The organism is Vulcanisaeta sp. JCM 16161 (assembly GCF_001316285.1).
In genome coordinates this window covers 1-13289 of the sequence record NZ_BBDO01000006.1, presented here as the reverse complement: position 1 = coordinate 13289, position 13289 = coordinate 1, and the positions used below count along the sequence as shown (strand labels likewise).

Here is a 13289-nt window from a genome sequence, read left to right as displayed (position 1 = left end):
CATTACTCAATTACGGTTACTCCTCCGCGTATTGGTTTTGGGTTGGGGAAGAACCTTCTGTATAGGGCTATGTTTATGACATTCACAATGAAGGCTATGGCGAATGGGATGGGTATTGGCAGATAGTTGAGCATTGGGCCAGCCGCCGTAGTTGCCGTCGCCGATGGTAATAGTCGTGCTGCTTGGTTAACGCCAGAGACTGTTGACCTACTGTCTCTGCCCACGAGCTCCATCATTAACGCCTGCTGTGGGGCTAGGGATGAGACCCTAAACATCACGTAAATAACATACGTGATTACGGCTAGGTAAAGAGTTGTTGAGAAGGGGATTAGTATCAGGGCAATTGTTGATATTATTCTCGGAATTATTATGGCGTCCCTAAGCCCAAAGATCCTCGAGAATACTGGCGCCGTGAGCGATGCGAAGGCTGCCGTTAGTCCGCCAATGAAGAATATATCGCCAACAACGCCATTGCTCACGTGGAGGACCATCTTAAATATTATCGGTAGGAATGGCGTTATTAATCCCTGGGCTGTGCCATTCAACGCACCGACTATCGCGAACCTCTTTATGTACGTTAAATCCCTCTTGATCTGCTGGGTCATGGTCCTGAAATTACCATTTGGATCATCATTAGTTCGATGCTTAGGTTTATGTTCCTCCTTAATTGGTAATACCACGAAGAGGCTAATCGCCGATAATGCAAGAGCCATGTAGAATACGTCTCGATAGCTAAGGTTAGCTAATAATGCCCCGATCGCCGATGCGTCCCAGATACTAGGTTGAATACTGCATATACCATGGACCTATCCATGCCCTCGGTCTTATCAGCCAATATAGCCGTTTGGACGGGCGCAGCCACGGCACCAACACTACCACTAGCCAACGCCCCGGCCGTACCAAAGCCACCCAATGCAGCTGCAAGTAGGAGCAATGGGTAATACCTGGTGATTAGGAGTATTGCCGTGGCTATCGGCAGGAAGGCAAGCGTCAGTAGTAGGATCACCTTCCTACTGTACTTATCACCCAACCTACCAAAGAGGAGTGAGAGGAGTGGTGCCGTGAATGCGCCAACACCGAAGAAAATGCCAACCTCAGTTAATGATAAATGCAGGTAGTAGTACAGGTAAAGCCCAGTAACTACGCCAAGCGCGCCACCGGCCACGCTCCTCAAACCCCTGGAGACAAGAAGCAACCAAACATCCCTATCCCAATTGCACAATCGATATCAAAAACAAATCCATATAAAAACCAAATTCTCCGTACACTTAGCGATACTTAGAAACAACCTTACTTATTGATTGAGCAATTGAATAATTCAAACCAATACCCACCCTAAACAACGAACCAACTAATGAACTCACCAGTGCGATACCAATAAGCAATGCCTAAATAACTACCAGAATAAATATTGCCAAGTACTACTTAGGATCAATACTGTTATGATAATTATTACGAGATGGCCCGTGAAGACCTAAAAATGCTCATGTAAATGAGGGATAACTCGTGACTATTCACATTTTAGAGAAACAGCATGCCATTCCTTATTCTTAATACATCATTATTACATAATTACATACCCTTTATCTTTTCCTCAACAACCCTCTTAACTTCACCAATACCCATTATCGTCAGAACAACGCCCACAAGCCCTATTATCGCGGCGAGTATGTTCGGCGTTACTAATATAACTGCAGAAGCAATAATCAGGATAGCGCCAATCCTTAGATGATCTACATTAAACTCCGAACCTAACCTATAAAGCGCCACTAGGATTAATACGTATATTTACTAACGCCACAACACTATCCACCACACGCAATAGAAGAAATATTGATGGAGAAACGTCTACGAGAATGAAGTATAAACCTCCGCCAGGAGTAAGGGACTAATCACGAGTAATAAAATAACCCCTAACCTACCTATCCCATACCTCGCACTATCGGCTTTCGTAAGTTCATTAAATCCCCTATACATGTAGTGATAAAGTACTGGTAAACCAACAGCAACCTCAGCCACCTGGAGTATGCCATAACCACGTATCATGGCTCCAATAGACACTGAACCAAGTAGGTTTATTACGAGCAACGCTATACTGTATATAACACCAAGCATTACACCGATATTTATACCGGTTTGAATACGGGAAACACCATTATAAATAAATATCAACCTCTGATTAACCTGCCCAGACATTCATAATCACCACAATCAATGACCAGCAATAATCCTCTCAACGCTCTTCTTAACCTCATTAAGGCCCACGAGAATCAGCACAAAGCCAATAAGGCCTATGATGCTCCTATAATTTCAATCACGGGTATCACTGAAAGTAGGGTGGTAAATAATGAAATAATAATAATACCGGCGGTTAGGTAGCCCACGCTGAAGTAATCGCCAAGCCTGTACAGGGCTATGTACATGAGTAATTCGAATACGAAGCCGACAATAATTGTCACCACACTCAATACCAGGAAGGTTGAGTAGGAGGTCCTTAGCACGAGGAGGAGTGCGCCCTCTGGAATGAGAGCTAGGCTTAGTGCCAATGAACCAATGGCGCCGAGTGCGCCAATACCGTACCTATCCCTATCCGCCATCGCCAAGTAGGTAAAGCCCCTGTACATGAAAAAGTAAGTGAAAGGAATGCCTAGAACCCCGATTACTATGAAAAATATGCCGAAATTATGTATAAGGGCGGCAACATTATCGTCACTGGCTAGGATAATGACCACGAGGACTATGATCAATAATACGCCCAGGCCTATACCAGCTATATAACCATCAAAAATTCTCGAAACACCATGATAAAGATAAATCATCCTCTCCTTATCACCACCCTGCCCTCCACCACTCGCCATTATTGCCATAAAACATTAGGGAATTATTTAAGAATTTCACAAATCACGATATAATCACGACATCAGCAGTACAACCCAGAATGCGCCCTAGCCTCATCAAGTGATTAATCCCATACTGGGTTTAAGTAAGTGGGCTTGTCTATAAATCCTTAAAGATGGGATGGGTGATAGTATTAATTACCGCATTTAATTGGTAATTGAAACCCCGGTGTGTATAGGCCGAGAACCTCATGCCCGTACTTAATCACGTATATCCAACGCAAGCCCTCAGGTGAGTAGAAGAATACGTTCATGTACCTGCCATTAACAAGGAATAGCCCCATGCCGAGTGGGCCGTAGGCGAAGCCCTCAATCCTCATGGCCTGCGTCACGTTAACAACGCATATATTAGCCGTTGATAAATTCACGATGAACCTGCCCGTGGGCAAATAAAGGGTAAGTGTGTTATTGACTATTGAGTAGCCGTACTTACCAGGGAGCATGATTAATGGGCTGAACACGGTAATCACAATAACTACGATGAAGATTACCACGGTAATAATCATGACCCTATTAAAGACCCTTAACTTACCCCTGTTCTTAATATGCCTAACACCCCACATCCATATAAACACTAGTATTACCAACGGCACCACCGCCGGCAATACAGCTATAACAAATAGGGTGCTCCAATTACTCATGACAAGCCTGAATATATCCCACGAAGTCAGGAAGAAACTCTGCATCATAGTAAGTCACCAATATCCCCATTACTCAAAAGCACCTTAAAAAGCTCCCTCTTCCTAAATGACAACTTCACCAGCGAATCCCTAAATCTCCTGAGGAAAAACCATATGAAAATCATCAACAGAGATATTCAACTCGTGAAGCCAAAAGCCCCAACTCACTTTGGAGTTGGCAATAGTGCTATGGCTGACGTTGCAGTTAAAGCCCTTTAACAACTCTCTACGTGTTATGGTATCCCTAATGTCTCTCTGGAACTTTTCCTTCAATGGTATATTATCTTTTAAAAGTTTATAAATCCTATTCAGGCTAACTCAGTACTCGTGAAGATTTGTTTCAGCAAAATGGGCTTAATAACCCCCATCTTAATACTTATCATACCTATTAGCATCGTAGTACTCATAAGCACGTATGAATTAATTCCACCATTAATCACACTGACCATCGCAATTCTAGTACTTATTTTAGCAGTCATAATCAGCGTGCTCATGCTATTCCCTAGAGACTGTAGATTCCTAGGTGACTATGTCGAGCTTAGTACGCATTTATGTAGGGAGAAATTTAAGGTGGTTGAAGTAATTAATGAGAAGGATAGATTAAGGGATTATTCCGTCATCGTCCCCATCGGCTTTAGGGTTTACCCGTTAATTAATGGCTGGGGCTTTGGCGGTAAGATCCCCCGGTGTCTTCGTATTCTCGACAAGCGATTGCGACTCCAGGTGGAAGTTAATGAAGTTAATAGATGATAACGGTAAGGAGATTTACGCAATCGTATGTTGTGGTTCGTAGGATATTTACTGCAAAATATGGAGTAATTATTTATGTAGGTATTTCGTTAATTCGTTCACCACTTCCTCGCCCGTGATGTTTACCGACCCCTTATTAATCATGGCCCTGAGGACCCAGTAGTAAGCAGGTAATTGGTAGGCGTAGTCACCGCCCACCCACTCCTCGCTTGGTAGTTGTGAAAGTGGCTTGCCTATGATGCGTATTAACACGTTATCCTCAATGAGTGGTTCGTCATTAAGCATTGCGCCGTAAATCAAATCGTCAGGCCTTGGTTCACTCACCTTAGACCTAATCCTGCTATTAATGCCGATACGTCTGGCAGGTTGAGGATTAATGCCTCCCTATACATTAAGTTCCTCACGTGATTTATGATGCCCTTTAACCAGGTCCCTAGGTCCCAGTTATAATTCGTCGCCAGGTCCATCAACGCCCTAACATTACCACCAAGTAGTTGCCAAAGTAGGCTGTGTTCAATATCAACATTGCTCATTAACTGTCTCTTAACATCATGAACGACATCAAGGAAGGCATCACGCGGTAGGTTCCAGAGGAGCATTGTCATTAAACCTCCCTTACCCCTATACCTCCACGCGAGTTCCACCGCTGACTGATCGCTGATTGATATGAATACCTTAACGTACTTATCACCCCATGGAGCCTCACCCAAAGGCTTACCCTCAAATTCGCCGGCATACATCGTGATTAGTTCCTGAACAGCACCACGCCCAACGCCTCCAGACATGAACCACCTATCCAGGTCATCATGTATTATTAGAACGTTGTTAACTCCATGCAACTCCCTAATGTAATTCCATAAGGCCTTAGCTAACTCAATCACCTGACCAACACCGACCGTAACCCCCATTATGGTTGCCGAAAGCCTATTGAGAAGGTCGTTGACCAACCCACTAATGCTTAGTGCACCTGGCATTATAATGTTGGTAACCCTACTCTCGTAATTCACATAAATAACTGCGGTATCACCTACCCCAACAGCCCTGAGGGACTTGGCAAGCAGGTTCAACAGCGTTGTCTTGCCCGCACCAAGTGGTCCATAGATAATCCTGACACCGCCAATACGTAGGTCATTTAGTAGGTTCGTTATTTCATTATGCCTATCCTTGAAGTTAACGGTAATGTTTGGGAAACCCAGTATTAATTGTTGGGATTGTATCCATTGAATTAAGGCATTAATATCAGCAACATTAATCACGCATTAATAAATTAGTAAGTTGTTTATTTATATTTCATGGACAATAACGAAGTAGTTAATGATAATGGAATTAAGGGCTCAACGATGTATCATAGAACAACTACCCAACATGCAGTGCGTCTTTCATAATCACGGCTTAATACTGATTATTAGTTAGGTAGGGCAATGCTTATTTTAATCCCTCCGTAAACATGAGTACTAACGATGGAGGTTAAGGGCATTAAACAAGCGATTAGGGAGAGGATTTGGAGGTTGCTTGAGGAGAGAAATGTGGCGTCATTCCCAAGGCCAGTCTATGGTAGGATACCTAACTTCGTGGGTGCCGAGAGGGCTTGCGAATTAGTCGCTTCACTGCCTGAGTTCGTTAGGGCACGGGTGGTGAAGATAAACCTGACTCACCCCAGCGTCGGTGTAGGGAGTTGACGCTTGTTAATGGTAAGTTGTTGATAATGCCCACGCCTAGGATTAGGGAGGGCTTCCTAATGCTTGATCCTCGTAGAATACCGAGGCAGTACTATGGCGAGGCTTCGACCATTAGGGGCGCGTTCAGGTGGGGCATACCGATTAAGCCTGGGACATGCCCAACATAGACCTCGTCATAATAGGCTCTGTAGCCGTAAACCCAGGCAATGGGCGTAGCTGGGTAAGTCACACGGTTATGCGGAGATTGAATGGGGAATAGCTAGCGCCTTGGGTAAGGTCAATGAGAATACACCGGTCATAACCACAGTCCACGAACTACAGTTAGTAAGTGATGAGATTCCCAGGGAATCCTATGACCTACCTGTAGACGTAATAGTCACTCCAGGCAGGGTGATTAGGGTTAAGAGGGTTGACACAAAGCCACGCGGTATTTACTGGGAATTCGTCACAGACGAAATGCTCAGGGAAATACCGCTACTCAACGAGTTAAAGGCTCGACTCAATGGCGAGAAGTAATTGTGAGTCACAGAAGGCGCTGTATCAACGTTACGCATTGCCTACCTGCCTCATTAGGCCTCGTATATCTTACCCAACAACTCATAAAGCCTATCGATCCTCTCGCCCAACGCCTTATTACTAGCATCCATCTTGTCGCTCAACTCGTTTATACGTCTACTTAACTCGCCATACACTGCGTCAATCCTGGCATTTACCGAATCAACTAGCATTTAACGAATTACTGCGCAACTCAGCCTTACCATCCACCTCATCGATCTTCCTCATCAACTCACTAACCTTCTCATCAATCTTCTTATCGAGCATGGCAATTCTCTCATCGATTTTCCTATCCAGTATAGTGAATTTCTCGTCGACTTTCTTGTCAAGTGCCGCAAATCTTTCATCAATCTTTCTATCAATTATTGCAAATTTGTCATCTATCTTCTTATCGAGCATAGCCATCTTCTCATCATACGCATTGAACCTCTCATTAATCTCATTCTCCAGTGCATCAATCCTCTTACTGAGCGCTTCGAATAATGTGTCAACCCTCTTATTCAAATCATCAATCCTCCTGTTGGTCTCCCTGAACATGCCTAGCATTAACACCACTAGGTCCTCACTCGTTAACTTCTTACCGCTCTCCACCTTCTTCATCACGGCATCCAAAGCCTATCAATGACCGGACCAACGATAGACTCCATTACTCAGCAGGGAATTACCCTCACCCTGGATATAAAAGCGTTTATATTATCGTTGATTGGCGCAATAGTGGTTGTGAGGGATTTAATCAATCAACCCCTAATAAGCTAAATACAGTAATGCGCCTAGCCCAGTGCATTGTGGTATTCCTTTAATACCTGCCGCTCAGGAATAACCTGTATGATTCTGAATAACCTGGCAGGCCTGCCTGAACTCTACGGCTACGCCCTAGTAACCTACATAGCCGTCGCCGGGGTGCTATGGTTACTGCATAGGTTTGGTAGGGATGACTTGCTACTCCCTGTGGCCGCCATGAACTACATGCTCCTCCTCACGATCAGCCAATACACAGCATCTAAGATCGGCTCCTTCGTTGGGCCCCTGGTCATACCTCTGGGCGTCTTCACCTACAGCGCCAGCGTGGCAATGCTTGACTTCCTAACGCTCAGGTATGGTAGGAGGGTTGGTTACTGGGTCGTTAGGATTGCCGCCTACCTCCAGGCACTTGTATTCATCATAAACTGGCTGGTCATAGTGTACCCGCCGGCCCCATTCTGGAACCTGCAGAGTGCATTCACGAGCATAATGGGTCAATCTGCGAGGATCGCCATGGCCTCAATAACCGCCTTCCTCATTTCCGAGACCTACGACGTATTCCTCGTGAGTAGGCTTGGTGGTGGTATTTTAAGGAGGGTTGGTTACTCGGACCCAGTGGCAATGACCATCGACACCCTGGTATTCATACCAACCGCCTTCTACGGCGTTGTACCAAACAACGTGCTACTACTACTGATGCGTCACAGCTCTCCGTAAAGATAAGCCTAGTCCCAATGACAATGCTCGCCGTGTGGATGAACAGGAGGGCATTGCAGTACGGCTACGTAACCAGTAAGGCGTGAGGGATCATCTTTGCGAGCCCTCATCACAACACTCAGCACTCGAGATCCAAATCACTAAGCTAATAGTTAAGGCAAGTATTTAAGGCTTGGTGAACCATTAAATCTAGCAGTTAAGCTTTGAATCAACTTAAATACAGAGAGGTCAAGGTCAAGAGACAATCACTGAGATTGAGTTAGCTGAGTAATTCATAGAATTGGCTCATAAGAAACGCCGCAGGTAAGGCATTCCAAGCGTGGAGGACACCGCTTAGACCTTGACCGTCGACACTAAAGTTGAACGAGCCGATGCTGATTATATAATAGCCTTAATACCAATTACTGGGATGAAGGAAATAATTGGAATAATCGAAAGGCGCCTCAGCACTTACGTCAACGCAATACCGGCACTAGAACTCCACAGGTATCAGTACAACAGACCAGATCCAGAGGAAGCACTATCCATAAAAGCAATGATGACACACTAATAAACAAAAGAAAGCCAATCGAGAAAATAAAATACAAAACCACGCAACGAACAATAAAGCAGGACAAAAAAACTTAAATCCCCCGACAAGAAGAACAAAAACGCCCCGGTAGCTCAGCCTGGGAGAGCGACCGGCTGAAGACCGGTAGGTCCCGTCAAACCCCACCCGGTCAGGCCGGGTAGGGTTTGGGATAGGGTTCAAATCCCGGCCGGGGCACCACGCGGGTTAATGGTTGATTGCGTTTTGTTTGTTTGGGCCCGTGGGCCCTGGGCGGGGCAGCCTAACTTCTTCATTGCCCTGGCTATCGCCCTTGCCCTCCTCTCCTTGCCCTTGCTGGCCGCCTCCTCGTGCATTCTCCTCAACACCTCGCAGACCTTCCTCGCCAGTTCCTGGTCCCTCTCAATTACGTACATGCCTATGTAGACCTCGAAATCACTGCTACTAGGCCTCAACCTAGCCTCATAGCCTGCCCTCTTGAGTCTCTCCCGAATCCTCACGGCATCCTCAAGCCCCTTACGCCAAGCCCTGAGCTCTATTGTGCCGCTATTGCTCACGTGGACGTTCATTCTTATGCCATCAACTACCTCGATTGATGAATGACCCAATGGCTTAAGCTCCATACTTGCCAGCTCGATTAAACGCCTTAACTTCTCGGCATCCGGCAATTGAGCCAAGCCCTCAATTAACGCCTTAATCATTGTGTCGCTGAGTATTTTCCTAGCCAGCTCAACGGCTTTGGAAAACCTAACCACGTAAGCTACGGCATACCCATAATCATCTCCCTTCCTAAACCCTAGACCCTTAAGTTTCTCAATTATGCTGCCCCACAACCCAAGCTTTGACTTGCCCATGGTGAGCCTAAAATCCTTCCTCTTAACATTCACTTCACCATCACCAAATACTATATATACCACGAACGTCGGGAACTCCTCCTCGCCGAGCCTACCTGTCTCTTTAACGACATCGGCTTTACCCTTAAACACGCCCTTATAATCAATAGCCCTTAATTGCCAAGTAATGTTTATACTACTATCGTTGAGACTCACGCCACTTATATACACGTGATTCTTTCCGGGCCACGCAATTAGCCAGGCGATGGCTTGCCAAAGCTGTGTAGTGGGCATTACTGGGTATCCATTCTTGATTGAGCCGTCTGTCAGTATTAGCCCGCACTGCATTGTCTTCAGCTTGCCATCGCCGAGGAGTCTCGGCGTAATCACATGAGTGCCCCTGAGCCCAGTGAGTGATATACTTATCGTTATGCCCCTCGATCCAGCGACCCTATCTACCACAATCGCCAGGTTCTCCGTGTACAGATGCACCACGAACGACTTATCCTTATTGAGTGGTTCTCCCGTAATTATTACCCTCACCTCACCATTCCTCAACTTTTCAATTAGTTCTTCGAGCTCTTGCTTGTATGTGCTCAGCACTTCTCTCTGGCTTGGCTTAGGAGTCTCAGCATCTTCCTCCCGGCATTGAGCAATGCTCTCCTCAGTTTGGCTATGCCTCGTCATTGCTTTCCCCAATCCTAGTCTCGATATTCCTTAACCAATTGCTCAGTGCATTGGTTGCGTTGTCGAATGGAGTTGCCGAATCACTTAACAGCACGGCTTTGTGCCTCTCGACCCTAATCATGAACTCACTTATTAGCTTCATGACCTCGTCAATCACCTTAGGATCACTGACCTCCTCACCGCACTCGAGCCTCTTCTCGCCCCTGACCTTAACGCCCCAACAAATCCTTAGAGCCATGAGACATCCATAGGGTTAATACACAACCAAACTAATAAATCACTACCGAGCCAGTATTCTAACTTCTAGAACATGCCCTTAACTAAAGCATAGAAATAATAAAGTGGCTGAATTACCTTTAATGGGAGTAACCATGAGAATAAAGGTCTCTGTATACATCGTTATAGTAATCATATTGGTTATTGTCGCTGCCTTCCTGGGTGTAGTAATTAGTAACGAAGAATCAAAGATTGCCTCACTGCAGGGTGAGGTTAATACCTTGAGAACAAATTACACAGTATTACAGGTACAATATATTCAATTGATTATGAATTATACGAACCTTGAGACAGCATACAGGGATTTAGTAATGAATTATACAATGCTTCAATCTCAGTACAATGAATTGAGGGTTAATTATACAAGCCTTGTGGACGCGGTTTATGGATCATTAATTAGAATTAAACCCGTGCTCTACTCCTACACTAATGCTAATGACAACTTCGCGTTGTTCCTAAACATAACGAACCCAACAAATGAACCCATGCGCATAACAATAGCGATGTATGCCGGATCACCGATATTCAGTGAATTAATACCAAGTCAAACGGTGGTTTTAGTGCCGCCAAGAACCACAGTAATGCTACCATTGGCAATAGCACTATACAACTCAACACGTACCTACTTCGCGGGATACGGCTATCTTGACTTTAAATCATTAAATGGCATTAACTTCACAAGTGAGTTGGTCGGTATGAAGGTATCAATTACAATAATTAACAATAACCTAGCACCAGCTTGGGTTATGTATAACACCTCAATAACCGAGATAATACCGGTAAATAAACCAATGGGCTTCGCAAAATACACCGTAATACCGTACTTATACTGCATTATCTACGGTTGTGGATCCCAATCAATGCAATTAACTTAGTCCTTGAGAATCCATTACCAAGCAATGTAATTATTAATGGTTATAGCGTATACGCATATAATGGTTCATTATTAACTTCGTGCGAATTAAATAAGTCGTTAATAATAAACTCAACGAGCATCGTCAACATATCCCTACTAGCCCAGTCACATCGCTCCACCTCAATGCAATTGAATGTTATAATGCCATTGAATGTTGTAACATTAACAGGTAATTGGACATCATTATTCACATCATCAATCACCTGTAATGTGAACCGCACACTCCCACTCAGTATTGCCCAACTACCCTACGGATATGTCGTATTGAACACAAGCATTGGAAACATAACAATACCATTATTATCAAGCTACAGCTAAATCTCCACACCGGAAGTTACTTCTATAATTTACTGGAAAGAAATAGGTGACCTCATAAGTGTGGGCCTTCCCTACAGCATTGGCAATATAGCGACATCAAACCGTAATAAAACGATTTAGCCTTTATGTAAAGCGACATATGATGCGCGCAGCACGCATATTAATGATGATGGAATGATGCAGCAGTAATCACAAATAAACCATTGATTGATTAGTCATCATCTCATACTATGTATTTATCCAATCTAACCTGAGTAGTGGTAATTACGAGAGCGATAATTATATTACTCATAAACAGGTAACGAGATGCTCAATTACGGTAATGTGTAGGACTTGAGCGATGTGGCCTAAGTAATACCATTCAGAACGCCAACAATAATTCTAGGAACTTTTATGAACATGAATCCTTTTACGCCACAGCCCTAGTATTAATAAGCTAATTGAACGCTAGGTTACGACAATACCGTTAATGCAGTGTATAGTTACGTAGACGTAGACCTAGGCGCAAGGCGCATTAAGTAATAAGGGGAACATTGGCTGATAAATAATGAGCCTCAATTTCACTTAAAATTAAGATAATCGCCAATGCATTGTTTTGCCCAATAATGGTCTCTTACGGTCTCATTACTTAGTTGTCGTAATTAATCATGGTTCGTTGCGCACTAGCTCTTAGAACGAGGTTTATTAAAGCCTAGAAATAATTATCGCTCAAACTTACAGGGTGACCACGCATGGACAGGGTGTAGCGAAACTGGAGTGGCTAGTGGTGGCTATGGTAATTACCGCTACTGTTATTTTCTTATCTATTAAGGTTGCCTATGAGCTTTCTTATCCTCGTATTTGCCTATGCCCTGCCGTGTTTAGCGCAGACCTCGTTGTCTTTAATGGTAATGAACTCATACTCAATAAATCGCTTATTGCGGGTCCCCCATGCCTGTGCGCCGGCTTTCGCGGTTGATCCCCACCAAGTGGTCTCCCATTCATAGTTGGTTACCAAGTAATTAATATGCAAAGGTGTAGTACGTTGACTAATATTACTGCGCCGCCCGGTATTATCAATTACACGTGCTACGTATTATCTGGTTATGGTAACTCTCCAAGCTTCTTAATCCCAATGCGGATATTCACCTCACCAAGCGCAATAAATAACGCCAAGGGATTAATCAATGAGTTCCTGAGGTACAATGGCGCCAACCTAGGCGAGGGATTCAACGGGACTGTGAGGTTATTGATGGGAATACCCACAGTAAGGGATTACATCGGCAGTGGCAGGCTGATTTTGGTCGGTGAGGGCTTCATAACGAATACGACTAAGGTCGGGAACTACCTAGTTATTAATGTGATGGGCATTGAATATACGATGGGCGTAATTGCGCAGAATAGAACAGTGATGGGAATAATATACGTAGAGTATATCCCATTCAAGATGCAACAAGGGAGTATAATGATGACGCCATTAAAGATAACGATAAGGTTAATGCGAGTAAGTGCCGCGCAGATAGTAGGTAAGGGTCAGGGTTAACCAATAAATGGAACAATCATTACCACGAGCCAGTAAAAATGCGTTGCTCATTAAAATCGCTATATTATGTCAAAATCCCAATTGTCAAGCGCCACGTATGTGAGACACACCAGTAATAAGGACAGGCGACTGGGCGTAATAAATTATTCAACTCTATTCGAATTACTTTTT

The 13289-nt window shown here is 44.3% G+C and carries 17 protein-coding genes, 1 tRNA gene and 2 pseudogenes; 9 read left to right on the top strand and 11 right to left on the bottom strand.

The features are described 5' to 3' along the window. Positions 1-2 precede the first annotated feature (2 nt). The 6 genes and pseudogenes from JCM16161_RS08385 to JCM16161_RS17185 all read right to left on the bottom strand — a co-directional run bounded on the left by JCM16161_RS08385 (position 3) and on the right by JCM16161_RS17185 (position 4071). Positions 3-1165 (bottom strand): annotated as a pseudogene (locus tag JCM16161_RS08385) (MFS transporter). Positions 1166-1572: 407 nt separating this feature from the next. Continuing rightward, positions 1573-1770, bottom strand: a complete 198-nt coding sequence (locus tag JCM16161_RS08380) for a DUF973 family protein (protein WP_054855583.1) — start codon at positions 1768-1770, stop codon at positions 1573-1575. A 78-nt stretch (positions 1771-1848) separates the two neighbouring features. Then, a complete protein-coding gene (locus JCM16161_RS08375; protein ID WP_054855582.1) occupies positions 1849-2196 on the bottom strand; it encodes a hypothetical protein in 348 nt (115 codons plus the stop codon). A 95-nt stretch (positions 2197-2291) separates the two neighbouring features. After that, entirely contained in the window at positions 2292-2858 is a 567-nt protein-coding gene (locus JCM16161_RS08370) for a DUF973 family protein (RefSeq protein WP_243670939.1), read from the bottom strand. 173 nt (positions 2859-3031) lie between these two features. After that, on the bottom strand, positions 3032-3586 hold the full coding sequence (locus tag JCM16161_RS08365; protein WP_054855580.1) for a hypothetical protein: 555 nt from the start codon (positions 3584-3586) through the stop codon (positions 3032-3034). A 299-nt stretch (positions 3587-3885) separates the two neighbouring features. Continuing rightward, positions 3886-4071 (bottom strand): hypothetical protein, encoded by a 186-nt coding sequence (locus tag JCM16161_RS17185; RefSeq protein ID WP_243670937.1) that lies wholly within the window; start codon positions 4069-4071, stop codon positions 3886-3888. Here JCM16161_RS17185 and JCM16161_RS17180 point away from each other — a divergent pair. Further along, positions 4070-4327, top strand: a complete 258-nt coding sequence (locus tag JCM16161_RS17180) for a hypothetical protein (RefSeq protein ID WP_243670935.1) — start codon at positions 4070-4072, stop codon at positions 4325-4327. The two genes, JCM16161_RS17185 and JCM16161_RS17180, sit on opposite strands and share 2 nt — an antisense overlap. A 69-nt stretch (positions 4328-4396) precedes the next feature. Here the strand turns inward: JCM16161_RS17180 and JCM16161_RS08355 are convergent, their stop codons facing one another. Both JCM16161_RS08355 and JCM16161_RS08350 read right to left on the bottom strand, forming a co-directional pair. Further along, positions 4397-4651, bottom strand: coding sequence for a hypothetical protein (locus JCM16161_RS08355; protein WP_054855578.1), 255 nt, complete (start codon positions 4649-4651; stop codon positions 4397-4399). After that, complete coding sequence (locus tag JCM16161_RS08350) at positions 4648-5583, bottom strand: AAA family ATPase (RefSeq protein WP_054855577.1); 936 nt, start codon at positions 5581-5583, stop codon at positions 4648-4650. Before JCM16161_RS08350 ends, JCM16161_RS08355 begins: the two co-directional genes overlap by 4 nt. A gap of 204 nt (positions 5584-5787) precedes the next feature. Between JCM16161_RS08350 and JCM16161_RS08345 the strand changes: the two are divergent. Further along, positions 5788-6522 (top strand): annotated as a pseudogene (locus tag JCM16161_RS08345) (5-formyltetrahydrofolate cyclo-ligase). Positions 6523-6575: 53 nt separating this feature from the next. On the opposite strand, the gene JCM16161_RS17175 reads toward JCM16161_RS08345, so the two are convergent. Continuing rightward, entirely contained in the window at positions 6576-6734 is a 159-nt protein-coding gene (locus JCM16161_RS17175; protein WP_243670933.1) for a hypothetical protein, read from the bottom strand. Continuing rightward, on the bottom strand, positions 6724-7164 hold the full coding sequence (locus JCM16161_RS08340; protein WP_243670932.1) for a hypothetical protein: 441 nt from the start codon (positions 7162-7164) through the stop codon (positions 6724-6726). The genes JCM16161_RS17175 and JCM16161_RS08340 overlap by 11 nt, the downstream gene beginning before the upstream one ends. A 222-nt stretch (positions 7165-7386) precedes the next feature. Between JCM16161_RS08340 and JCM16161_RS08335 the strand changes: the two genes are divergently transcribed. The 4 genes from JCM16161_RS08335 to JCM16161_RS17165 all read left to right on the top strand — a co-directional run bounded on the left by JCM16161_RS08335 (position 7387) and on the right by JCM16161_RS17165 (position 8992). Then, a complete protein-coding gene (locus tag JCM16161_RS08335; protein WP_243670930.1) occupies positions 7387-8019 on the top strand; it encodes a queuosine precursor transporter in 633 nt (210 codons plus the stop codon). Positions 8020-8359: 340 nt separating this feature from the next. After that, positions 8360-8569 carry a hypothetical protein gene (locus JCM16161_RS08330; protein ID WP_054855575.1) on the top strand — a complete coding sequence of 70 codons (210 nt, stop codon included), beginning with the start codon at positions 8360-8362 and terminating at the stop codon, positions 8567-8569. Positions 8570-8671: 102 nt separating this feature from the next. Then, positions 8672-8788, top strand: a tRNA-Phe gene (locus JCM16161_RS17170). 9 nt (positions 8789-8797) lie between these two features. Beyond that, on the top strand, positions 8798-8992 hold the full coding sequence (locus JCM16161_RS17165; RefSeq protein ID WP_243670928.1) for a hypothetical protein: 195 nt from the start codon (positions 8798-8800) through the stop codon (positions 8990-8992). 1080 nt (positions 8993-10072) lie between these two features. Here the strand turns inward: JCM16161_RS17165 and JCM16161_RS17160 are convergent. Continuing rightward, a complete protein-coding gene (locus JCM16161_RS17160; protein ID WP_243670926.1) occupies positions 10073-10324 on the bottom strand; it encodes a hypothetical protein in 252 nt (83 codons plus the stop codon). Positions 10325-10457: 133 nt separating this feature from the next. On the opposite strand from JCM16161_RS17160, the gene JCM16161_RS08320 reads away from it, so the two are divergent. The 3 genes from JCM16161_RS08320 (at position 10458) to JCM16161_RS08305 (ending at position 13118) form a co-directional block, all read left to right on the top strand. Then, positions 10458-11237: a hypothetical protein gene (locus JCM16161_RS08320; RefSeq protein WP_243670925.1), complete on the top strand. Its 780-nt coding sequence runs from the start codon at positions 10458-10460 to the stop codon at positions 11235-11237. Then, positions 11207-11596, top strand: coding sequence for a hypothetical protein (locus tag JCM16161_RS08315; protein WP_054855573.1), 390 nt, complete (start codon positions 11207-11209; stop codon positions 11594-11596). The genes JCM16161_RS08320 and JCM16161_RS08315 overlap by 31 nt, the downstream gene beginning before the upstream one ends. 1114 nt (positions 11597-12710) lie before the next feature. After that, positions 12711-13118, top strand: a complete 408-nt coding sequence (locus tag JCM16161_RS08305; protein ID WP_243670923.1) for a hypothetical protein — start codon at positions 12711-12713, stop codon at positions 13116-13118. Positions 13119-13289: the final 171 nt, after the last annotated feature.

Coding starts and splice junctions, on each gene's coding strand:
- JCM16161_RS08375 (WP_054855582.1), bottom strand. CDS start 2,196: ATGTCTGGGCAGGTTAATCAGAGGTTGATATTTATTTATAATGGTGTT.
- JCM16161_RS08370 (WP_243670939.1), bottom strand. CDS start 2,858: ATGGCGAGTGGTGGAGGGCAGGGTGGTGATAAGGAGAGGATGATTTAT.
- JCM16161_RS08365 (WP_054855580.1), bottom strand. CDS start 3,586: ATGATGCAGAGTTTCTTCCTGACTTCGTGGGATATATTCAGGCTTGTC.
- JCM16161_RS17180 (WP_243670935.1), top strand. CDS start 4,070: ATGCTATTCCCTAGAGACTGTAGATTCCTAGGTGACTATGTCGAGCTT.
- JCM16161_RS17185 (WP_243670937.1), bottom strand. CDS start 4,071: ATGAGCACGCTGATTATGACTGCTAAAATAAGTACTAGAATTGCGATG.
- JCM16161_RS17175 (WP_243670933.1), bottom strand. CDS start 6,734: ATGCTAGTTGATTCGGTAAATGCCAGGATTGACGCAGTGTATGGCGAG.
- JCM16161_RS08335 (WP_243670930.1), top strand. CDS start 7,387: ATGATTCTGAATAACCTGGCAGGCCTGCCTGAACTCTACGGCTACGCC.
- JCM16161_RS17165 (WP_243670928.1), top strand. CDS start 8,798: ATGGTTGATTGCGTTTTGTTTGTTTGGGCCCGTGGGCCCTGGGCGGGG.
- JCM16161_RS17160 (WP_243670926.1), bottom strand. CDS start 10,324: ATGGCTCTAAGGATTTGTTGGGGCGTTAAGGTCAGGGGCGAGAAGAGG.
- JCM16161_RS08320 (WP_243670925.1), top strand. CDS start 10,458: ATGAGAATAAAGGTCTCTGTATACATCGTTATAGTAATCATATTGGTT.
- JCM16161_RS08305 (WP_243670923.1), top strand. CDS start 12,711: ATGCGGATATTCACCTCACCAAGCGCAATAAATAACGCCAAGGGATTA.